The organism is Ewingella sp. CoE-038-23 (assembly GCF_040419245.1).
GTDB lineage: Bacteria > Pseudomonadota > Gammaproteobacteria > Enterobacterales > Enterobacteriaceae > Ewingella > Ewingella allii.
Genome location: NZ_JAZHOH010000001.1, coordinates 1558550 through 1581698, shown reverse-complemented (window position 1 = coordinate 1581698; position 23149 = coordinate 1558550). Strand labels below are relative to the sequence as shown.

The window sequence follows — 23149 nt, the reverse complement described above, 5'->3', positions numbered from 1 at the left end:
ATACGCTCAGAAACATCATATTCGCCTGTTTTTAAAAACAGTTTTAACAGTAATAGGTTATATTTAGCCTATTACTTCGCCTCTCAATTATGACCTCGGGACTCTTCATTTTGCTAAGAGCCAAAATCATTCGACCTTATATCCGCATCACCGCGTCAGCCTTGGTTTTCCTGCTGATCGTCGGGCTTGGCGTGGCCTCCGTTTCCTGGCAAACCATGCAAGGGCTGCAACATGACGGCCAGCAGCGTTTAGAGCAGGCGGTGAAGCAGATTGATAAGATGTTTGATAATGCCGACCAGGCCGCCACCGCCTTGCAGCCCTACCTCGGGCAATCCTGTAGTCGCGACGTGGTGCTGGAGATGCGGCGGCAAATTGCCATTGTCCCCAACGTACGCACGGTGAATCTGGCGACCGGTGACACCATCTACTGCACCGCGCTGTTTGGCCCGCAAGAGGGCGCGATCAATGACCGGCAGTATGTCGGCGGCAAGCTGTACCTGATGACCGGCAACGCCGTGACGCCGCAGCATCCGCTGATCGCCTACCGCCAGCAGCACGGCGATAACAGCGTACTGATTGGCGTGGATGGCTATTACATGCATAACATCCTCGACCTGCTCAGCACCCACTCGTCACTGATCATTCGCATTGGCGACCAGTGGATGGACCATCAGGGCAAAGTGCATTTAGGAGCAGACAACCTCAAAGGCACGCGCCTGCGTCTGGATTCCACCCGCTATCCCTATCAAATCGCCCTGTTAGTTCAACACGTCAACCATTGGCGCTACGTGCTCGACTACTCGCCATTCAGCCTGCTGCTGTTCCCGCTGCTCGGCGTATTCATGGGGTTGATGACCTATATGCTGCTGGGACGCGTCGGCACGCCTCTGGCGATTTTAAAAGCCAGCGTCGCCAACCGCGAGTTTGTGCCCTACTTCCAGCCGGTGGTGGATGGCACCCATTATCAGTTGACGGGTTGTGAAGTGTTGATGCGCTGGCAGCATCCGCAGGCCGGGCTGGTGCCGCCTTACCAGTTTATTCCGCTGGCGGAAGAGAGCGGGATGATTGTCGAGATGACGCGCCAACTGATGACCCAGACTCACGAGTATTTCGCCCCTCGGCTGTCGACCCTGCCGGACGGTTTCCATTTCGGCTTTAATATCTGTGCCAGCCATTTCAAAGATTTGAGCCTGATTGAAGATTGCAAAACCTTCCTCGACGCCTTTAAAGGCAAAAAAATCAATCTGGTGCTGGAGCTGACCGAGCGCGAGCTGATTGAGCCGAGCGACATCACCGACAGCCTGTTCAAAGCCCTGCGTCGCCTCGGCGTGTCTATCGCACTTGACGATTTCGGCACCGGCCACTCCAGCCTGACCTACTTACAAAAATTCCATATCGACTTTTTGAAGATTGACCAGAGTTTCATCGGCCGTATCGGCACTGACGCGCTTTCCGGGCATATCGTCGATAACGTGATTGATTTAGCCAAAAGGCTAGATATGGTGATAGTGGCGGAAGGCATTGAGACGCAGGAGCAGGTCGATTACTTAACGCCGTATCATTTGGAGTTCTTCCAAGGCTACTTCTTCGGTAAACCCGTGACACCAGAAGAGTTCTCCAAGCAGTGGTTGCAGTCCGATTCTCCCGCGCCGATAACTCTTGGCAAGGCGTAACGTGGTTTTAGTCACAGACATTTGCCGCCGTAACTGATTGAATACTCGGTGGACAGACTGAAATTGGGTATGAATTTAAATGTTCACTTTGCGAGCAAGACGATGATCAAGTGGCCGTGGAAATCGAATGAGCTTCAGACCGACAAGTGGCAACAGTGGCAAGACGCGCTGGATATTCCGCTGTTTGCCTCGCTAGACGAGCCAGAGCGCCAGCGTCTGGTGAAAGTCGCCGGTCAACTGTTGAGCCAAAAACGGCTGGTGCCGCTGCAAGGCATCGAGCTGAACGAGCAGATGCAGGCGCGCATCGCCCTGCTGTTCGCCCTGCCGGTGATGGAGCTTGGCGCGGAGTGGCTCGACGGCTTCCACGAGATTTTGCTCTACCCAGAGCCTTTTGTGGTGGACACCCCGTGGCAGGATGACAATGGTCTGGTTCACGCGGGTTCGCAGGTGCACTCCGGCCAGAGCTGGGATCAGGGGCCGATTGTGCTGAACTGGCAGGATATCGAGGACTCTTTCGACACCTCGGGCTTTAACCTAATCATCCACGAAGCCGCGCATAAGCTCGACCTGCGCAACGGCGGCGAAGTCAGCGGCATTCCCCCTATTCCGCTGCGCGACGTGGTGGCCTGGGAACATGACCTGCACGCCGCGATGGAAAATTTGCAGGATGAGATCGATATGGTGGGTGAAGAGGCCGCCAGCATGGACGCTTATGCCGCCAGTGACCCGGCAGAGTGCTTCGCGGTGCTTTCCGAGTACTTCTTCAGTGCGCCAGAACTGCTTTCGAGCCGCTTCCCGCTGGTTTACGGCCATTTTAGCCGTTTTTACAAACAAGACCCGCTGGCAAGGCTGCTGCGCAACCAGCCGTGCGACGCTTAATCAACCTAAAAACTGTGACCTCGCCGCACCTTTTTTGCACTTTTCGGGCCTTTTTGCTCAGTTGCTGAACAGTCAGTCAAATAGCGCCATTTTGCCGTTGACACCTCGCGGGGCTCTAGATATCATGCGCCCCGTTCACACGATTCCTCTGTAGTTCAGTCGGTAGAACGGCGGACTGTTAATCCGTATGTCACTGGTTCGAGTCCAGTCAGAGGAGCCAAATTCTTATTTTCATGCCACTTTGCGAATCCCTATATGATTCGAATTCAATGAGTTAGCGTGAAAAGTCTTCCCGATGCATTTTCAGTTTTCCCTCCGCATCGGGAGAATTTGGTGGTCAGATTTGGGGTCAAGTTCGTTCGATGACGGAGTGACCCCCAAATGTCTCTTAACGACTCAAAAATCCGCAACTTAAAACCATCCCCAAAACCCTTTAAAGTTTCCGATTCTCACGGCCTATACCTTTTAGTCAATCCAGGCGGTTCACGTCTCTGGTATCTCAAATATCGTATCAATGGAAAAGAATCCCGTCTCGGCTTGGGTGCCTATCCCGACGTATCTTTGGCTGATGCTCGTCAACAGCGTGATGGTATCCGTAAATTGCTGGCGCATAATATCAATCCAGCACAACAGCGCTCTACTGAAAGAGCCACTTCCTCGCCAGAAAAAACTTTCAAGTATGTGGCACTGGAGTGGCATAAAAGCAACCGTACATGGTCAGAGAACCACGCAACCCGTCTGCTTGCCAGCATGAACAATCATATATTTCCTGTGATTGGACACCTGCCGGTAACTGAACTGAAACCTCGTCACTTTATTGACCTGCTGAAGGGCATCGAGACAAAAGGTTTGCTGGAAGTCGCAGCACGTACCCGGCAGCATATGTGCAACATCATGCGTCATGCCGTACATCAGGAGTTGATAGAACACAATCCGGCAGCAAATCTGGACGGTATCATCGCCCCTCCCGTTAAACGCCACTACCCTGCCCTTCCGCTGGAGCGACTGCCGGAACTGTTGGCTCGCATTGAGGACTACAAGCAAGGACGAGAGTTAACCCGCCTGGCCGTATTACTCACCCTGCACCTATTCATCCGTTCCAGCGAACTGCGTTTCGCCCGTTGGTCTGAGATCGATTTCAAAAATAGAATCTGGACCATTCCTGCCACTCGCGAGTCCATCCCAGGTGTCCGCTACTCTGGGCGTGGTGCAAAAATGCGTACTCCACATATCGTTCCACTCTCCTGTCAGTCTATTGCTATTCTGAAACAGATACGGGAAATATCCGGTCATCAGGTGCTGGTATTTCCCGGCGATCACAATCCTTATAAACCGATGTGTGAAAACACGGTCAACAAGGCGCTACGCCTGATGGGCTATGACACAAAAGATGAAATCTGCGGCCATGGGTTTCGGGCAATGGCCTGTAGTGCCCTTATGGAATCAGGTCTATGGTCACAGGATGCCGTTGAGCGTCAAATGAGCCATCAGGAACGTAATAGCGTTCGAGCGGCATACATCCATAAAGCAGAATATCTCGATGCCCGTAAAGCGATGATGCAGTGGTGGTCGGATTATCTGGATATGTGCCGGAAAGCGTATGCCCCACCTTATATTTGTGGGAAGGAAATCAGTTACACAATGTGATAACCCTTCTGACAAAATAAACCACAGAGATAGCCGTATCAGTCTGTACTGGTACGGCATTTTTCTGGCTTCAACTCGAAGAAATTGTTAAACCGTTTATGAGCATCTTCAACCGAATTGACCTGCGTGAATCGAAAGTGTGAGTTCCACTTATCATTTAGAACTATCTACGGAAACGGATTAGGTCAGTTATGAGCGAGGAGCGGACTATGATCTTTGCGCCATCCAAGACTGGTTTTCTTATCAAATTGAGTTCTGGCTGGCCTACGAGCTTTGGCAAAATACATTATAAAAATATGTCTCATGAAAGTAAAAATCCACATTGATAAAAATCCAAGCTGGTTTAGAATACTATAGTTAATTACTTGTTTTCGTCCTTATATTTTATCTTTTTTAAACATTAGTTTTTGAAGGAACCTATGATGGAATCAGATGAAGCTAAAGAAGAGAACTATCAACAGCGTTCGGAGTTTATCAGAAAACTCATTCAACAGCCTGTTGACGAGATTTACCCACACCCCATTTCTTCATGCACTATACCAAAAAAAATCATTCAATTTTGGGACTCACCCAATAATATCCCTAATGATGTCATACATTGCATGAAATCATGGAATGTTCTAGAGTCTTTTGGGTATGAATATTATTTATATGACTGTGTAAGTGCTAAAAAATTCATTGAGCATAATTTAGACAAAGCACACAGCGAAGCTTTTGCCAAATGCACTCATCCTGCTATGCAATCAGATTATTTCCGATTATGTTACATCTCGGTAAAGGGGGGGGGGTATGTTGATACTGATGATGTTTATCTAGGTAGTGATATAGATGTTTTTTTTAGGGATGATAAATTAAAAATACAACCTCTATGCTACGATATAACCACTGACTCTATGATTCCCCCGGTGATATTCACTGAAGGAAACACTTATGAAGAATCTTGGATTTTTTATTTCAATAACAATCCGTTAATTGCTCCACCTCATCATATTATAGTTGATAAAGCACTGGAGCAATCAACATGCTTACTTAATAATTCAAGCCTCCCCCCTACAGACATTCAGTCAATAACTGGCCCAGGTAATTTATCTAAATCTATATTTTCATGTCGTAAAGAAATAGATTTATCATCCAAAATCACGATTATATCAAACTGGGAAAGCATTGCAGAAACCAAGTGGGAATTAGAATATAGATCTGATTATAGAAATTGGCGCATGATGAATTAAAAGGAACTTTTATTTATGAATATTAATAAACATCTAAAAGGCATCAACCGTTTTCTTTACTCTTTTTATTTGCGCTCTCGGTTATTTTTCCCAGCACAAAAATCATCAACATTTAACACTTTAGATCAAAGCGGGGAGGGTATTAGTAGGATTTACGCTATAAACTTAGATCGTGAAACAGTCAGATGGCTAGATTTAAATAAAGAGTTGGATAAAGTACGAGATAAATCCAATAAAAAATTAACTGGGCAATTAACCAGATTCTCCGCTATAAATGCTAGGGAAATGTCAGGTGCCCTCAATGAGGAAGAAGTTATCCCTTATTATACTTTAGCAGACCAATTATATGTTGATCCTCAGCCAAGAATTTTACCTGATAAATTTGATCTCGATGTACCAATAAAAATGAGTAAGGCAGAAATTGCTGTAGCATTATCGCACATAAATGTTATCAGACTAATTGCAGAAGGCTCTGATGAGTATGCTTTAGTTCTTGAAGATGACGTGTATTTCGAAAGAGATTTCGCCAAAATCTTAGATGCCGCTTGGTTTGAAATGATTCAGGCTGATAGATCTTCACCTAAATTTGATATCTTATATTTGTCGTTTAAAGAGGTTATGAATGGTGCGAAAAAGAAAATAATTTCTGAACATATATTTAAACCAGAACGAGGATTATGGTATTTTTCAGGATATGTATTATCTAAAAAAGGAGCAAATAAAATTCTCTCGCTCCTACCAACCTATGGACCAATTGACTTATGGATAAATCATCAATATGAAAAACTCGATGTGAGAGCAGTGCATAAATCGATCATTGCGCAGAGATTGGATTTTAACTCATCCAATTCCTATTCAATATTACCTACCCTAGTGAAGGTTGGCATTATTGACAATGAAAAAGCTTCAAACTTTAATGAGCTTCCAGTACATTGGCCTGTTTTTTCATTTGGCGCAAACGGTTCAGGCATTTCTTCTTTGGGTATGGCACTATCCATGCTTGGTTATAAGTGTTGCAGTGATATTGATCGACTTCCCGATGAAGACTTAAAAAAACTATTGGATAATTCAGGGGGGGGTAAATTCAACGCTTATGTAAATGTCGGGTGCCTCAGTAGGAATATCGTTTTATTAAAAAAAGAATATCCACAAGCAAAATTTATAGTTACCATTAGTGATTCAAAGAAAATCGATGAGTTGACCTCCAATATAATTAAAGATCTTAGTGATACTGACTGTGTGATACTGCATTTAGGTGAAAAAAACAAATGGAAGGTTATATGTGAATACCTTCAATGCCCTCCGCCCATCTCAATGTACCCAGAAATAGATGATATTGTTTCCAGGCAGATTATAGAAGATAACGTCAAAGAAAAATTTAATAATTCAGAAATTAGCATGACACATGACAATTCCCCTTGGATATTAGAAAGAAAAAATTTGTCAGGGAATGGTTTTTTTATAAAACCCGATCCGAAGCGAATTAAAAAAGACCTTGTTAACTTCTCCATCATTGATTCACTGCAAAATATTAATAATGAATATTGGGAGGTTCGCGATGATACTTTTCCTGGGAATCTTGGGCTGTTTCGACCTCAAAATGTGATTCAAAATGATATTAGTGGATTAGATCTTGTTGTCAAAGCGGAACAGTTAGGAGTTAGAGAGTTTAGTGCCGCAGCGATTTCAAGTAGGATGAGATTTCTATATGGTAGATTCGAGGTGTCCTTACGGGCGGCAAAAATCCCAGGGATAGTAACTGGCTTCTTTTTACATAGAGATTCACCTCGTCAAGAAATCGATATTGAGTTTGTTGGGAATAGGCCTGACCATATGCTGGTCAATGTTTTTTATAATCCTGGTGATGAAGGAGCAAAATTTGATTATGGGTATCGTGGCACACCAACTTTTATTCCTTTAGGGTTTGATGCTTCAGAAGAGTTTCATGATTACATGATTGAATGGGGGCCTGATGAGATTAAATGGTTTGTGGATGGAGTTATGGTTTATCGGAGGGGAATTTGGGGGCCTACGCCTATACCTAATTTGCCCATGACCCTTCATGCTAACATGTGGCCAACTCGTTCAAAAGAATTGGCAGGGCGTCTTCACACACGCTCTTTACCAGGTATCACTTATGTTAGGAAAATATGTATTGATGCAACAATGGATATTAATAATCCAAAATTAGACGAACAGTCAGTGGTAGCTGGTTAGTCATTTGAGTGAAAAGTAAATCTTAGTAAGCTGCTGGTAGAGATGTAGAGACTATCAGTGCCTTAGGAGCTATTATTCTAGATGATTTGGTTGGCAATAATGTCCGCTGTTGGCACTAAGCTGCCATTGTTAAATGCGCTAAAATTGCTTGTCATTATGGCCGTAGCTGCCTTTGTTCCCAAATCTAATGACTGGATAACTCATATCTTGGGGTATTAAGCAGTGGAGAGCAGATCACGTTAAAAACATTATCTGTGGTTTGTACCGGTATGCTTTTATGACATTCCAGCATACCGGTCCATAGCCAGACCGATGAACTCGCCTGTAGAACAAGTTGAATGTAACCTGTCCAGAGTCATGCTTTTCAGGTCTGATAGTTTTGAGCACTGTTAAAGCCATTGCCCTAACTCAGCCACTTCCTTATCTTATTCCAAAGAGATAATGGCTCGGTTCTCATCCCAGACGGCTCCTCAGTTGGCTCCTGTTTCAGCTCTTCAGATGCTACCATCGCATTAGTCTGCGCGTAATAACGCTTCTTAGCCGCTTTATCTCGACGCATCTCTGCATCGATTCTGGCTTTATCCCAAGGAGGTGCTTTCAGTACGCGGTTACACTGGATTACATAGTGAGATCGACAGGGTAAATTCCAGTTTCCCACTGATGGCCACAGCGACACGGTCTCGCCATCGAAAGTCAGCTTCCAGTCAGTTGGGGTCAGAGGCGTTACAACCTCATGCCCGCAACCACAACAGCAATTGTGAATCACTGTGCCATACTCCATGGAAACATACAGGATACTTGGTTCAATTTCTCGCGGAATCCCTTTAACGAAACACGGGGTCAGTTGGTTATGGCGTATCATAGTAAGTCACCATTCAGTAACATATTCCCGTCAGTCGTATATGAACAGTTACGTTCATTTTCAAGATCACGATAAAATCCGAGTAGTTTCTTCCATTTGATGACGGCAAGTGCCGCATTCAACATGTTTAACTCGGCGACTTGAATATTTGAAGCGTAAACGTTTTCTGCGCCACTCTCCTTAAAAGACACACGTGTGCGAATGTGATCTCGTTTCTCTGGAGTACTGGTCGTCACCCTCAGGATGCCACCCAGCGATCCGTCCACCAGCTCGAGCCCCATTCCCACGTCTATGAATGACACGCCCATGTCTTCCAGCTTCTGCATCGCTAAGCGTTTTGGCTCTCCTGCGTCCATACAAAGGAAGGCAAAGGTAATTCCGTCCAAGAGAGTAAGACTATCCTGGCTTATCTGTACTGCATACGTCACGATACGACGGTGCATCTGACCGTAAATTCCCGCCAGGTAATCCACTTTCTTCGGCACTTCCCTGAGAGTGTTAATCGACGGGGCGCCGGGGGCGCGAAAAGCGTTGTGCTGAAGAAAATCATCACCATCGATGAGACGTATCTCACTGACTGGTGTTTTAGCTATCTGGTCCAGTATATAGGAACCTGTACCACCGACACCGATGATGGCAATATGCTGACCTTCAAGCCGTGCAGTTAATGCCCCGATCCCGACCCGATCAGATGCAGTTTCAAGATAGTTAAAGACGCCCCCTTCCTCCTCATCAGGGGTTTTAAAAACACGTGGGCTAACGCCAGGTTTGAGGGTTGCGGCGTGGCCAGAGATGATCGTCGCATAGGTGGACATCTTCTGATGGTAGTCACTGTAACCTTCAGGCCCAGGCTTACTGGAGAATAAGTGCTGAGCAGACAGTCCATGCCCAAGATTTACCGCTTCACTCTGATGAAAAATAGCCTGGATGCGCCCCCCCTGGGAAGTGCATGGAAATTCTCCATCAAAGTGAATAGTGTGTGGTTCCGGTTTTTGAGTAGCGTCTCCAGACAGGCAAAGACTCGATATGAGCGTGCCGGTTTTAACTTCCCGTTGCGCGTTAACGTACGGAACGTCACGCATGACCAGAAAGCCACCCACAATTTGTACGTGATAACCTTCTTCGCGCAAGCGCTTCAGATCGCTATTAAGATTGAATAGTGCGGCCGACATTGATCACGCTCCCGTTTTTCACGTTGATATAGGCACCCGCAGCTAACTCACCACTGTGTGGTTTTGAGTCCGCTCCACGATATGTGATTGAATAAACGATCTCTGCAGTTGGGGCTTCGCCTGGATATGCGATAGCCACAAATTGCTCGAAAGTTTGATGACTATCGCTGACCTGAACTTCACGCCCGTTAACGACGATATCAATCTTTGGTTTACGCTTTGGCGCCGTTACAAAGTGTTCAATGCCCGGCGTCGTAAGATCCACCGCCTCATTCGGTTCAATCTGGCGATCATCACCGCCACGGACAACCATAAATACAGCATCGCCATCGGCTGGTTTTGCCAGCTCATAAAGTGCTGCTCCCGAAATTGCAGGTTTTCCCCACGATACCTGGCTGTGGTTTACGGTAAGTTTGAAATCACGATCGGTCTGGAAGGCCACGAACCGTTCAGCGCCACGACCGCGTAAATCGAAAAGTTCATCAAGTCGCAGATCTTCAAAGTCGCCCGTCTGAAGAATAGCGAAGAGGCTGTAACCATCATTTACACGCAGGCCTGCGGCAATCAGAATCTGACGCCCCAGTGGAACTGGGTCATTGATCTCAATTGCGTGAAAATCCAGGTTTTCCTGCGCAAACAGGATGCGGTAGGCATTTGCCGGACGCAGTTCGCGGCCTTCGCGAATCGCTTCTCCGACATCGTCGATATTGTTAATATTTTGGCTGTTCATCTTGTGCATGTCCTTGAGTTTGGCCAGACGGTGTCTGGCTCTAATACTCAATCGATGCAGCGCTACCAAAGCGGTAAATTATTTTAGAATTTTTTTTGAAGCACGCCTGGCGGTGTCAATCCGCAGACGAAAAATGCCGGGCAGGAGGGACAAACACGGGATGATGATTCGGCGGGAAATACCCCCCGACCTATAGAGTTCAGGGCATCAAGAAGCTTTTCCTGCCGGTTATGCAGCACCTTAGTGGTCAGTTCAACCGGCGTTACAGTCTTATCAGAAACATGAACTAACTCAACTATCGCGTCAGGAAAGGCTCTCCTTGCTGCGAGTACAAAAGCGGCAGCGCTAAGGTCCGATTCTTCTTTATCTCTTTTATGTCCGGTTCTGACCCGGCGAAACGTACGTCGGCCATCTGAGTGAATCAGCACATCGTCAGGTTGTACGGTGACAGGAATATTCCCAAGCTTAATCGTGAGTACACTGGGTGTTTCAGGTGAATGGCCTTCGCGAATTGAACTGAAATAGCTCACCATGTCTATTGCCAGAGATTTAAACTCAGGGGCATATCCGTGCTCAGCCAGACCTTCAGCTTCGAGGGCCTGCTCAACGCTGCCTTCCATATTTGTTGATATTGTCGACTCCGCCTCGATCATATCTCTGAACACATTTCGGACAGCATCGTGCATTTTTGAGAATGGAGTGGGCGTCCGCCTTCCCCCAATCTGAAGGACGTGAGTATAGAAGAATCGTCGCGGACATGACTCATAGAGTGATACCTGATCGCCACTGAGCTTGAGGTCTCCATCCACAGCCCAGTCTATTGGTAACGATTCGGGGGGCTCAATGACCGGATGATGGGGTTCTGTGTTCATTTGAACCAGATCAGGCTCAATACGGTCCAGATACTCGGATTTCCTTCGTGCACTACCTGCAGCGTTTCGCAGTGCAGCATAGAGAAATAGCTGTTCCTTCGCTCTCGACAATGCAACGTAGAATAAGCATTCTCTCTCCGCCTTGTGCTCCTGACTGAGCTGCTCTTTGTTATTAAACTTTCTACCGGCGATCATTCCATCGGGTGGCGGGCAGGGTTGCTTTTGTGTAAAACCAGGTAAGGTATCTGCATTCATGCCTGGTATATGAACTACAGGAAATTCCAGCCCTTTCGCACCATGAATGGTCATGAGGCGAACAGCGTCAATGCTTTGTGCTGCTACCGGGAGTTGCCGGAGGTCACGATCGTCCCCGAGTCGGACTAAACGACGGATGCGATCTAATGTGCGGGTGATAAATAATCCTTCGCCAGTTGAGGGCTGGACTCGCAAGAAATTAAGTAACTGCCAGGTTGCAATACATTGGGAGCGGTTACTGCTAGCTGGAGACATTGCCATGCGGGCGACTATGCGTGTCCTGTCTAAAAGCACAGTTGCCAGCACAGTCCAGGGTGAAGTCGCTCCGTTATAACCATCCAGTGCTTTAATCAGTCGCTTTATGACCGCATGGCCATTCTCAGAGATTTGGAACTGATCTGTTTTTTCTCTCCAGTCCCCTCTGTCATCTTGTTCACGCAGGCAGGCAAGTATATTGCCGACATCTTCCAGCGACATTGTAAATTCTGGCAGGCAAGCCATTCGCACCAGGCCCATTGCGCGGCGATCCACCAAAAGGGAAAGCAGCGACAGGCAATCCTTAATCTCGGGACGCTCGAAAACACTGCCTAGGAATAGAACAGGGATGCCTAAGCGCTCGAGCTGTTGCCCGATTTCTGAGAGTTTTTCATTGCCTGTGCAGAGAACGGCCTGATCACGATATGGATATCCGGCATCCAGCATTTCCTGTATCGCGTCTGCAAGAGCAGGTGACTGCTGGACGCCTTGTCCCACAAAGCGAAGCTCGGGTTTGCAGGCATTACTCTCCCGGTTCGGGTGTAGCCCGCTTTCAGCATCCCCCACAGCCATGCCCACCGCAAATCTCGAAAATGCTGAAACTATTTCAGGTACCGACCGATAGTTCGTTTTTAACCGATATCGCATCCCGCCTGGAAAATCTTCATTTCCAAAGCGCGTCATGTTAAATGAAGAGGCACCTCTGAAACGATAGATTGACTGCTTAGCATCCCCAACTGCCCACAGGTTCTCACCCTCACCACATATGGCTTTCAGCAGTCGCACGCTGCTGTGGTTGACGTCCTGGTATTCGTCCACCAAAACATGTTCATAGGTAGACTGAATATGAGAGCGAATAGCTTCATTTTCTTCAAGCAGCTTTACAGGTAGTGAAACCAGGTCCCCAAAGTCTATACATTCAGACTGTTGCTTGAGGCTTTCATAAGCTGCGTACACCCTGGCGACTTCAATCGCTTTCTCTGCTTCAAGGATGGCATCAGTCTCAACAGCGCTATCGCGCATGGCCTGCGCCAGTCCAAGGTAAGTGCTTGCATCGACTACCTCATCTTTAGCGCGTGATATGCCGGTGAGAAAGTCAGCGATAATTCGGCTTGGATCATAAAGATTGAGGTAATGAACCAAGCCTAATTTAGGGAACTCATGCTCCAGCAGTTCTACTGCTTCTGTACGGTCCAGCATTCGGGGAGCTTGCGGCAGATTCAGCTTATCGTGAAACCGGCGAACCAAATCGAGGCCGAATGAGTGGAAGGTACCGATCCACATCGCAGCCGCAGCAGCGCTATCAACTCGCGCAATCCTTTCAGCCATTTCTCCAGCGGCTTTATTTGAAAAAGTCAGCAGGAGAATTTTACGGGGATCAACCCCTTCATTAAGCAGTCCTTTAACACGGCCTACCAATGTCTGTGTTTTTCCTGTGCCGGGTCCGGCTTCAAGCAGAAAGGCAGCGCCACGATGAGCAGCGGCTTCTGCCTGTTCATCGTTTAGGGGAAATTCAATTGCTGGCTTTTGATTTTCAGGCAATGTCGGGGGCAACAGTAGTGCATCAAAAAGTTGCAGGGCAACGACGTCAAACGGCGCGCCAAGCCTTTCGGCAATACTTGAAGCACTTTGGCCTTCCAGATAAAGCGTGCTGACAAAATGCCTCGGCAGCAAAAACTCGCGCGCAAATAGATCCATCTGGACCTCTCTTCGCTGTCTGCGGCTGTAATCAACGACTCGTTCAACTCCCAAAGGCGAGGATTCCGATGTCCTGGTGGGATCTATCGTATAACTCTTCTCATCCTCTTCGACATCATCTCCAAGTTCAGCATGACCAATTTCATGAGCGACGAGGAATGCCTGTTCAAAAAGAGTTGCACATTTTTCGTGGAGGATAAACATCTCCTCTGGAATAAAGCGAGCCCGTGCGCCCCTCAGATTAGGAGATCCTTTACTGGTTCTCTCCACATCAAGGCCTCGCCGTTTTGCTTCTGCAACAGCAAACTCATAGGGTGCCCATGGATTATGTCCTGAAGCAACGGCTTGGTCATGTAGAGCAGCAGCGGCCTTGCGAGCCAGTTCCACGGCTTGCACGTTATCAATCCTCTTCCATTAAGTGACTGATATCGTGCTCAGGCCAGTCAGCATCCCGCAGCAGTTGTTCAAAAGTAATCTTTTCTGCATCACCCGGTTTAGTGTTGGACTTATAGCTCCCTGCAACCTCCATGTGTGGCTGTTTGAGGGATGTAAACAGGTGCTGAACGCTTGTCTGAAGTTTTTCAGCAAAGCTGATCATAACCTTCCGGGGAACAGACTCGGCAATTACGTTTCGTTCTTTAAATGCCATAACAACCTGCCGGGGGAGATTAAGCGATTTAGCGAGATGACGCATTTCCTTAGCCGGAATATTGGCGAAGGGGTCACCTGTTGTTTTCCCCGGTGACGTCTGGATGCGAGTGACAGCCGAATTGATTAAGCGGCGCTGGGACTCAGAGAGTGGTGCATCATGCTCAATTGATGATCTAGCTATCTCTCGAGATAAATCTATGAGGTCATTGGCAAATTCTGGGAAGGCTGTGAGGTACTTTTGCAGAGTCGCTTTTCCCACATCATGCTCTATGGAAAATGACTCCAGCACCTCTTCCAGGGATGCCTGAGGTGAAAGTCCGGTCATCATATGCCCCCTTCAAGCAATTTTTTCAGACGTGCAAACGCCCTGTTTTTCTGATTATGGATGGTTTTTTCAGACTTGTTAAGAGCCTTAGAAATTGTCATCTCTTGAGGGTCGATGGAGTCTATTGGAAAATCTAATCGGATCATCTCAATGATTCGCTTCTGTAGATCGGGTAAAGTCTGAATAGACCCGGGTTTCGTAGACACTTTTTTGCCTCATAATGGAGGCCTAATGAAGGAGTGTTTATGTCAGTCAAAACGTTCACTGAAGAATTCAAAATTGAAGCCGTAAAACAGATCACTGAGCAGGGGTACCCTGTATCTGAGGTCTCCTCTCGACTTGGTGTATCCACTAATAGTCTTTACGCCTGGGTTAAGCGCTACCAGAAGCCCGAGCCGCAGCGTAAGCAGGACGATGCACTTCAGCATGAAGTAAAGCGCCTCAGGCAAGAACTTAAGCGAGTAACTGAAGAGCGGGATATCTTAAAAAAGGCCGCCGCGTACTTTGCAAGAACGTCAGGCTGAAGTACGCCTTCATTAAAAAAATGTCGTCCTTTTATGCTGTACGCAGGTTATGCCTGGTTCTTGGCCTCCATCACAGCGGTTATTACCAGTGGCTAAAGCGGCCTAAATCTTTGCGTACCCGGCAAGATGAACGGCAAACAGGCTTGATTAAACAACTGTGGCTTGAAAGCGGTACGGTTTACGGCTATCGAAAAATCTGGCTCGATATGAAAGATCTGGGTGAATGCGTCGGACGTAACAGGATCGCGCGCCTGATGAGGCTCGCTGAACTAGCATCTCAGACTGGATACCGAAAACGACGCTATTACGGTGGCGGAAAGCCTTCTTTTGCCAGTCCAAATTACCTTGAACGCCAGTTCGTTGTCCCAACCCCAAATACGCATTGGGTGAGTGACATGACTTATATAAGGACGCATGAGGGTTGGCTGTATCTGGCTGTTGTTCTTGATCTCTTCTCACGCAGGGTTATCGGCTGGAGCATGGGCGGACGAATGACCGCTGAGTTAGTAATGGATGCATTATTGATGGCGGTATGGCGACGTAAACCAACGGCAGAAGTATTAATCCATTCAGATCAGGGCTCTCAATATACGAGCGAAAGATGTCAGCATTTTATGACAGCTCACAATTTAAAAAGCAGCATGAGTCGTCGGGGTAATTGCCATGACAACGCAGTGGCAGAAAGCTTTTTCCAGTTGCTAAAACGGGAACGCATAAAGAAACGGATCTATAAAAATAGGGAAGAAGCGAAGGCGGATATCTTCGATTATGTCGAGATGTTTTATAATGCTAAACGCCGCCACAGTGCCTGTGAGGATCAAGCCCCTGCAGTTTATGAAAGTGCCTGGTTCATGAGGCACGGAACAGTCTAGGAAACTAGGGTCTATTCAGTCTCAATCGCCGCATCAAGCTCACGACGGTAATGAAAATGATTGAAATCTGTTTGTTCAAAAGGATTAAAACCTTCAGAAGCAGTTTCAACCTCTGAAGTAATGTCCTCTGAATCATCGTACTCCAGCTCAGTATTTCTTTTCTCAGACCGATAAGACTTCTGCAGGGCATCGTTTTTTAGACTTAAAACGGCTTTGTCAAAACGGATTTCAAACATGTCCAGTCGTGCATCATAACCCGCTTTATCGAGCATGAGCATTTCAACAAAACGGTCAAAAACGCTCTCCTGAATGTCGCTGTTCAGCATTGATACAGAACTTCCACCAGGATTAGCGGCTCGAGGAAGCTTCCTGAAAATGCGTTCTGAGAGGATCCTGAAGAGGGGATCAAAAAGAGTTTGGTTAGTCAATGCGCTGCGCCGGACGAAGTAAAGAAGACATTCACTGGGCACATATTGCGGATGTGTATTGCTCTGCTTACACAACTGAATCAGATTTTCATCCGTGAGGGTGACTAATTCTGTCAACCTGGCTTCAATCTCAGGAATGCGTGTGTACAGCTTTCCACCCTCGGTTTGTTTTTGAAGAGGAATGATCAATGCAACCTCCATCATAATGCTTGTGTGTCGAATAAGTGCTTTCTGCGCTAGTAAGGGGTCGCAAGATTAAAGAAGCACAATGGTTAATTTTTCGGCGTTATTATCATTTCACATCTAGCAGTCTGTTCTTGTTTGATAATCTAAAAGACAACATAATCTCTTGATTTAGCTCGATTTCACTCCTCAGCTATTGAGAGTGTTGAATTAACGAATCGCATCAGCTACATGGTGTTGGTTCTGCTGAATGTACCCGATCCAATGAGCCTTTGTGCATCATTAATTTGGTGACAGGTTTACAGCGTTGACTTACTCCCCATACATTAACATATCTCAATGTTATCAATGTCTGCTTTTGGCACGGAGCAGACAGTCAAACCTCTATGGACACATTTTATCTTAGAACAGACTCTTCAATGTTCGCTCTAGCTACGCTTCCTTTTCAAGGAACACGATAGAAACGATCAACACATGCCAGGGATTGCTCAACCCAGATTTATGTTACCCGCAACAATTCGTGGTCTTAACAGAAAGGAAACTCAGTTTTAGCTTACTTATTAGCCAGTTACTGTCAAAGATGATCCCGATCAGTGAGGCCAAATTTCAGAAGCACGTGTAGTAAACGGGCTTCTTGCTTTTCATGCTCCGGAGCCTTAAGCGCTTATTCCGATGTTTCTCTGGCTGACGCCCGGCATCAACGTGATGGCATACTTAAGCTATTGACCAGAACATACTACCCACACCCCAGGAAAATCCTTTAAGCACCTTGCATTGAGCTGGCATAAAAGGAGCGTCAGGTTTTCCGTATTCGCTCTGGTACCTTCATTGTCCAATGCACTTATCCGCGATTTCGTTTTCTCGATCTCATGAAAGACTTTGGCGACATCTTCAGCTTTTGCGCATAGGACAATCACCACTGCGCTGGTATCGATCCCCACAATTTCCCCAGGTTTGGCATGCATGCTACTGATGGAGATAGGCTGGTTTACTGACCTGTCCCTACCGGTTCACATAAAGCGGCCTCTGGTAAAAATCGGATACATATATCATGGGCTGTATCGTGTTGACGTCCGAGTTCGGCATCTTACTAAGCATCTTTAACAGTACCCAAGTATAGGAGCATAGTTTTCAGTAATTATTGAGTATGAAGGACTGATCAAAAGAAACAATATAGGTAATCATCATAAAAGTTATTTCTCTCGTACTAAATAACCGTTATAGACTGAAATCACAGAACGATTGACCGAAGTGAAATCAACATTCAGCAATTCAATTAGCGGGGGAGCGACCATATGGAAATCCACAACCGGACTCCAAATGTATATGACTTGCTTGAAATAAACAAAATCCTACTTTCAACTTCAAATAATGGTGAGTCATTTGAGAAAGACTTACATCTCAATGGATTCATAGAAAAACCATGGGGATATGAGTATAGAGTTTATTGTGATTCTATTTTTGATGTATGGCGCCTTCATATATCAAAGAATCAATCCACTTCAATGCATTGTCATATACTGAAAGACACCGTCCTTATATGCCTACATGGTGATGGCGAGACCAGATTTCTTGATGGTACACATCAGGCGTTAAAATCTGGCGACAGCATATATATTGCAAAAGGTGTATTCCATCAGACTATTTCGGGGAAATCAGGTATCGAATTAATTGAAGTTGAAAATCCAAGAAACAAATTCGACTTACTCAGACTTAAAGATAATTATGGCCGAAAAAATATGGGATATGAAAAGAAATCACAGGAACATGATCTTTTACCTCCTTTGCAACAGATAGCTGCAGGCACATTGATCAGAGAACATGATCTACACAAATTAGCATACTTTTCCGTCAAAAATCTTGATAGAAAAATGTTGAATGACGAGTATGATTTTATTTTTATTTCATTAGATGTAAAGAGCCATCTAATGGGAAAGATTCATATACTACGAGCTAAAGATGCCATCTCAGAAATGTACTGTGGTCAGAATGTATTTTTAATTAATGTCCCGTAACGCAATAAGAAGGAAAATAACATGTCTAATCCGACACGAGTAGTGATAATCACTGGTCCAGGTTTTCAGGATCACGATGTAGTTTATACTTACTATCGTTCTAAAGAGGAAGGATACGATATATCTATTGCAACAAAGGATGGAAGTGCAGTGACAGGAAAATATGGCATCACTGTTCCTATGGATAAAAGATCCAAAGACAATATTAATTTCGATCAACTCAACGCCACTGATTTTGATGCTGTTATTCTCACTGGCGGTCATGAAGCGCCTGATAGAGTTCGCCAAGATCAGAGAGTTAAAGATTTTCTAAAGCAGATGGTAACACAGGGGAAAGTTGTAGCTGGGCTCTGCCATGGTCCCTGGATTATGATTTCTGCCGGTATTCTAAGAGACAAACTCGCCTGCGCTTATGTTGGTCTGAAAGACGATATGGTTAATTCCGGCGCCAATGTAATTGAAGCAGATGTAGTTGTCGACGGGAATATCATTACTTGCTCCTATTATGCCGAATGTGGAGAATTTATGCGTCAGACATTCGATGCAATAGATAGATGGAAGCGCGGCGAAACTCTTAAAGAACCGCTGGTGGTATAATTCGATGTTAATAGCAATGGATTTCGACGGGGTCGTGGTTGATGGAGTAGACGAATGCATGCTAATTACATGGAATGTATTACATGACAGACCTCTCAGTGATTTTAACCAAGATGTACTTCAAAACATCCCACGCCTGATGGCTAAACGGTTCAGGAAATTAAGGAATTTTGTACGCCATGACGGTCACTTTATTGCCTCATTCACTGAATTTGGTAATGAAGCTATAGATAATGACAGATTCACTGCTATATATGAATCAATTCCAACTGAAGATAAGAAAATATTCAGGGATAAGTTCATCCAGTATAGGAAGCTGGCAAGAAGTATCTACCCTGGTTTTTGGGCTGAACTACACCGTCCGCTATTAGATGTTTCAAATTTATTTGAAACATCTAATGATATCTATATTGTATCAGGAAAGGATGAAGAGTCTATATCATTCATTCTAAGTAAATATGGTTTAAACTTATCCTCGAATAAAATATATGGGAGGATGGCCGACAAAAACAAGACTCTTACCTTGCTAAAATCAATAGCCTTCGATAAAAATGAGGAGATTCTATTTATTGATGACAATATCCAAAATGTTATTGATGCATTAGATCATGGCATTCAATCATTTTGGGCTAATTGGGGATACAACATCCCTGATCATAAATTAATGGCCCTTCAAAAAGGAATTAATGAATTAGATACCGAGGCTCTCTTGAAATTAGTCAAGAAACCCTCTTAACGCGATATTATTTCAATATTTCTGTATGAGGAGTAATAACTCATGGCGAAAGAAATACTATGTGGTTTTGGAGTGGGTGTAGATGCCGTTGCAGGCTGGCTATCTTCTTATGGGGGAGAAGATTCTCCAAGCGATATATCTCGCGGTATGTTCGCTGGCGAAGTAGGAACTCCACGTCTTCTGAATCTATTTGACCAGTTTAATATCCCCACCACCTGGTTTATGCCTGGTCATTCCATTGAAACCTTTCCTCGGCAAATGGAAGCAGTTGTCAATGCTGGACATGAGGTAGGGGTTCATAATTACAGTCATGAAAACCCAATATCTATGTCGCCTGACCAAGAAAGAGAAGTCCTTCTAAAAGGCATTGACATGGTCACAAAATTAACAGGGGAGAGACCTACTGGGTATGTCGCTCCATGGTGGGAATTTTCTCCTGTAACCACAGATCTTCTATTAGAAAATGGCATCAAATATGACCATTCACTAATGCATCATGATCATCAGCCTTATTATGTCAGGAAAGGTGATTCCTGGACCAAGATAGATTATTCCAAGACACCGACCGAATGGATGAAACCGCTGGTACGCGGAGAAGAGACGGACCTTATTGAATTACCCGCCAGTTGGACAATCGACGATATTCCTCCTTTCATGTTCATGAAAACAAAACCCAACAGCCAAGGTTTCATGAATCCCAGGGACATCGAACAGTTGTGGAGGGATCAATTCGATTGGGTCTACCGTGAGCATGAATATGCGATCTTTACTTTTACGATTCACCCGGACGTATCTGGTCGCCCGCACGTATTAATGATGCTCGAACGCCTCTTAACACATATGCTCGGTCACCCAGGGGTGAAATTCCTAAAATTGAATGACATTGCAGATGACTTTGCCAAGCGATCTCCACGGACAAAATAATGACACGGCAGCCGATAAGGCTGCCTGTTTTATGTATTTCAAACCATAAATCCGCTATTTTTTGATAGTTCGAGAATTCTGTCTCTGATTCCTGAAACGAGTGGGTTACGTAATGAGCTATCAATCCATACCAAATAGATTGAATTTATAGGGAGTCTCTCATGGACATTCACTTCAACGATCTGACCTCCTGCTATGCTTTGGGCGCATAAATACTCAGGCATCACAGTCCAACCAATATTTTCTCGGATCATTCTTTCTAAAATCCGCAAATCCGGTACAGTAATAGACGGACGAAGCAGTGCAAAAAATCGCGAAGAATCCTGGAAAACTTCCCTTATCAAGGGTAACTGTTCATCGTAAGCTATTAGAGGAAGCTTCAACAGCGTATCAATCACGTCCTCGTTTTCTTTGAAGTTGTCTGCTATGAGTGACGCTACCACAACTATTAACTTTTCCATTCCAATTTCAGCATATCCAAATTTTTGTTTATCCGGCATAGAAGTTGTGAAACCTAGTTGACAACTTCCGTCCAGAAGACAGCTGTATATGCGCTTCCTATTTCCTGTCAAAACTTTAAATTTAATACCTTCATTGAATAATATTTTCACCAAGTACGGTAATTTTGACCACATTAATTCTGCTGGCCCGATGAAAGATACTGTCCCCGAGGACTTCCTTGTACGTGATCTAAGCATCGACAACTTCAGTTCAATCGTTTCTAAATCTGAAGCCACCAATCTCGCCAATTCCTCCCCATCCACTGTAGCCACCACACCATGTGAACGACGAGTAAAGAGAACACACCCGGTAAAAGCCTCAAGTGAATGAATGTGGGCAGACATTGCAGGCTGGCTTATGCCCAACCGCATTGCCGCTTTTGAAATCGAACCAGCTTTGTATACTTCAACAAAACTTCGTAACTGAACCAGATAGCTCATACTGCGCATCCTTAAGAGCCTGAAGCTCTCCGATTACGACATAAAATCGAAAGCCTGCACAGTATAATGTTATAAACATGTTCCGTTAATGCTTCTATACATATTAACTTATTTTAACAATTAAAGGATTTTATAGGGTAATGATAGAATATATCAAGATAACCCATTGATATAACTATATTTTACGTGCGTTACACCTGGTTGGCATTAAGGTTTCAGGCATGCCATGAGATTCGGATTGGCGTGTTGTCTTCTATTACATACTCTGGGGAGTGATAGCCGCTAACCCTTTAAATTGGCTAAACAATCAATGTATTTTTATCTATTAACGTTGACAACCTCAACTCAAATCGAGTTATCACAAATTCCGTTGGTCAGCGAAGCGGTTAGCTTCTTTTAGACCGGTTCGGACTACCTCTCGGAACATTAATCATCATCCCATGGTGCACGTTTCCATTTTTCAGTGATGAAATCAATAAATACACTTAGCCTACGGGGTATTGGTTCTCGCCGCGCCCGGACAACACTGATCTGAGATGTGTTTGCTTCCCAATCAGGCAGAACTCGGCAAAGTTTCCCAGCTCTCAATTCATCATGAATATCCCAAGTTTCTCGAAGAGATATGCCAAGCCCCGCCAAACTCCAGGCATGCAATACGTCTCCGTTGTCACTGATAAGGTTGCCAGTAACACTGATGCTTCTTTCATGACCGGCTTTACGTAACGTCCATGAATTGTGTAAAAAACCCGGGTAAGCGAATACTAAGCAGTTGTGATTTAAAAGATCTTCTGGTCGCTCAATGGGTGGATGATTATTCAGATATTCGGACGATGCGATGAGAATACGTCTATTATTTGCTATTTTTCTGGCCAGAAGGCGAGAATCAGCCAGATCCCCCATACGAATAGCCAGATCGAAATCACCACTGTAAAGATCCTGGATTTGGTCAGATAACCTTAAATCAAAGCCCACCCTCGGATGTACTTGGCAGAATGCAGCGATAGCAGGAGCAACATATTTTCGGCCAAACGGTGCGGGCGCAGTCAAACGAATATTTCCGCTTAACTCCTCACTTTCCCCTCGGGAAAGTTCCTTCATCTCATCCAGAACGGCCAACGCTACGCGAGCCCTCTCAGCTATAGCTCTGCCCTCGTCTGTAATACGTAGATTACGGGTGTTTCTTTCAAAAAGTGTAGTGCCAAGTGCAGTTTCCAGCCTGGCTATCTGCTTGCTCACCATCTTGGGGAGTATCTGTAGGTCTCGTGCTGCGGCAGAGAAATTGTTTCTGTCGACGACGTGTAAAAACACTTCAAGGTCGTCATTTCTCAAGTTTATTTTGTTCATTTTGGGGTAAGTGTTTGTCCGTTTAGGTCTATTTAAAGGATAAATAGATTGTTCCACAATAAGACTCAATATGACAAGTCTGTTATGTCGCATGTAGTCAGAAGAATTTTGCTTTAAGTC

The 23149-nt window shown here is 45.3% G+C and carries 18 protein-coding genes and 1 tRNA gene; 11 read left to right on the top strand and 8 right to left on the bottom strand.

The features are described 5' to 3' along the window. The first annotated feature begins 110 nt into the window (after positions 1-110). From V2154_RS07440 to V2154_RS07415, 6 genes are all read left to right on the top strand, one after another. Positions 111-1673, top strand: a complete 1563-nt coding sequence (locus tag V2154_RS07440) for an EAL domain-containing protein (protein ID WP_353501684.1) — start codon at positions 111-113, stop codon at positions 1671-1673. Positions 1674-1775: 102 nt separating this feature from the next. Further along, positions 1776-2552 (top strand): DgsA anti-repressor MtfA, encoded by a 777-nt coding sequence (gene mtfA, locus V2154_RS07435; RefSeq protein WP_034789519.1) that lies wholly within the window; start codon positions 1776-1778, stop codon positions 2550-2552. A gap of 144 nt (positions 2553-2696) precedes the next feature. Next, positions 2697-2772 (top strand) — tRNA-Asn (locus tag V2154_RS07430). 161 nt (positions 2773-2933) lie between these two features. After that, positions 2934-4199, top strand: a complete 1266-nt coding sequence (locus tag V2154_RS07425; RefSeq protein WP_309363855.1) for a tyrosine-type recombinase/integrase — start codon at positions 2934-2936, stop codon at positions 4197-4199. A gap of 419 nt (positions 4200-4618) precedes the next feature. Further along, entirely contained in the window at positions 4619-5428 is an 810-nt protein-coding gene (locus tag V2154_RS07420) for a glycosyltransferase family 32 protein (RefSeq protein WP_353501683.1), read from the top strand. 15 nt (positions 5429-5443) lie between these two features. Next, complete coding sequence (locus V2154_RS07415) at positions 5444-7645, top strand: family 16 glycosylhydrolase (RefSeq protein ID WP_353501682.1); 2202 nt, start codon at positions 5444-5446, stop codon at positions 7643-7645. 403 nt (positions 7646-8048) lie between these two features. Here V2154_RS07415 and V2154_RS07410 read toward each other — a convergent pair whose 3' ends face one another. From V2154_RS07410 to V2154_RS07390, 5 genes are all read right to left on the bottom strand, one after another. After that, a complete protein-coding gene (locus V2154_RS07410) occupies positions 8049-8507 on the bottom strand; it encodes a ubiquitination-like system serine protease family protein (RefSeq protein ID WP_496350363.1) in 459 nt (152 codons plus the stop codon). Further along, positions 8504-9679, bottom strand: a complete 1176-nt coding sequence (locus V2154_RS07405; RefSeq protein WP_309363849.1) for a ThiF family adenylyltransferase — start codon at positions 9677-9679, stop codon at positions 8504-8506. The genes V2154_RS07410 and V2154_RS07405 overlap by 4 nt, the downstream gene beginning before the upstream one ends. Continuing rightward, on the bottom strand, positions 9654-10409 hold the full coding sequence (locus tag V2154_RS07400; protein ID WP_353501681.1) for a multiubiquitin domain-containing protein: 756 nt from the start codon (positions 10407-10409) through the stop codon (positions 9654-9656). The genes V2154_RS07405 and V2154_RS07400 overlap by 26 nt, the downstream gene beginning before the upstream one ends. A gap of 83 nt (positions 10410-10492) precedes the next feature. Then, on the bottom strand, positions 10493-13885 hold the full coding sequence (locus V2154_RS07395; protein WP_353501680.1) for a UvrD-helicase domain-containing protein: 3393 nt from the start codon (positions 13883-13885) through the stop codon (positions 10493-10495). 4 nt (positions 13886-13889) lie between these two features. Further along, a complete protein-coding gene (locus V2154_RS07390) occupies positions 13890-14468 on the bottom strand; it encodes a hypothetical protein (RefSeq protein WP_353501679.1) in 579 nt (192 codons plus the stop codon). A gap of 242 nt (positions 14469-14710) precedes the next feature. Between V2154_RS07390 and V2154_RS07385 the strand changes: the two genes are divergently transcribed. Beyond that, positions 14711-15861 (top strand): IS3 family transposase gene (locus V2154_RS07385; RefSeq protein WP_155407417.1). Its coding sequence is split into 2 segments (ribosomal slippage): positions 14711-14945 and positions 14945-15861, totalling 1152 coding nucleotides; the frame shifts between segments, so codons are not numbered across the junction. 11 nt (positions 15862-15872) lie between these two features. Here V2154_RS07385 and V2154_RS07380 read toward each other — a convergent pair. Further along, on the bottom strand, positions 15873-16478 hold the full coding sequence (locus V2154_RS07380) for a sigma-70 family RNA polymerase sigma factor (RefSeq protein ID WP_353501678.1): 606 nt from the start codon (positions 16476-16478) through the stop codon (positions 15873-15875). Between the two features lie 1289 nt (positions 16479-17767). On the opposite strand from V2154_RS07380, the gene V2154_RS07375 reads away from it, so the two are divergent. Genes V2154_RS07375 through V2154_RS07360 form a run of 4 tightly spaced genes read left to right on the top strand, consistent with a single transcriptional unit; the run spans position 17768 to position 20744 of the window. Continuing rightward, a complete protein-coding gene (locus V2154_RS07375; protein ID WP_353501677.1) occupies positions 17768-18487 on the top strand; it encodes a cupin domain-containing protein in 720 nt (239 codons plus the stop codon). A 21-nt stretch (positions 18488-18508) separates the two neighbouring features. Beyond that, the gene (locus V2154_RS07370) at positions 18509-19084 is read left to right on the top strand and encodes a DJ-1/PfpI family protein (RefSeq protein ID WP_353501676.1); all 576 of its coding nucleotides are present in this window, start codon (positions 18509-18511) and stop codon (positions 19082-19084) included. Between the two features lie 4 nt (positions 19085-19088). Continuing rightward, a complete protein-coding gene (locus V2154_RS07365) occupies positions 19089-19820 on the top strand; it encodes an HAD family hydrolase (RefSeq protein WP_353501675.1) in 732 nt (243 codons plus the stop codon). 42 nt (positions 19821-19862) lie between these two features. After that, the gene (locus tag V2154_RS07360; protein WP_128877750.1) at positions 19863-20744 is read left to right on the top strand and encodes a polysaccharide deacetylase family protein; all 882 of its coding nucleotides are present in this window, start codon (positions 19863-19865) and stop codon (positions 20742-20744) included. A 38-nt stretch (positions 20745-20782) separates the two neighbouring features. On the opposite strand, the gene V2154_RS07355 is transcribed toward V2154_RS07360, so the two are convergent. Next, the gene (locus V2154_RS07355; RefSeq protein ID WP_120150986.1) at positions 20783-21685 is read right to left on the bottom strand and encodes a LysR family transcriptional regulator; all 903 of its coding nucleotides are present in this window, start codon (positions 21683-21685) and stop codon (positions 20783-20785) included. A 426-nt stretch (positions 21686-22111) separates the two neighbouring features. Further along, positions 22112-23029: a LysR family transcriptional regulator gene (locus V2154_RS07350; RefSeq protein WP_353503940.1), complete on the bottom strand. Its 918-nt coding sequence runs from the start codon at positions 23027-23029 to the stop codon at positions 22112-22114. Between the last annotated feature and the right edge of the window lie 120 nt (positions 23030-23149).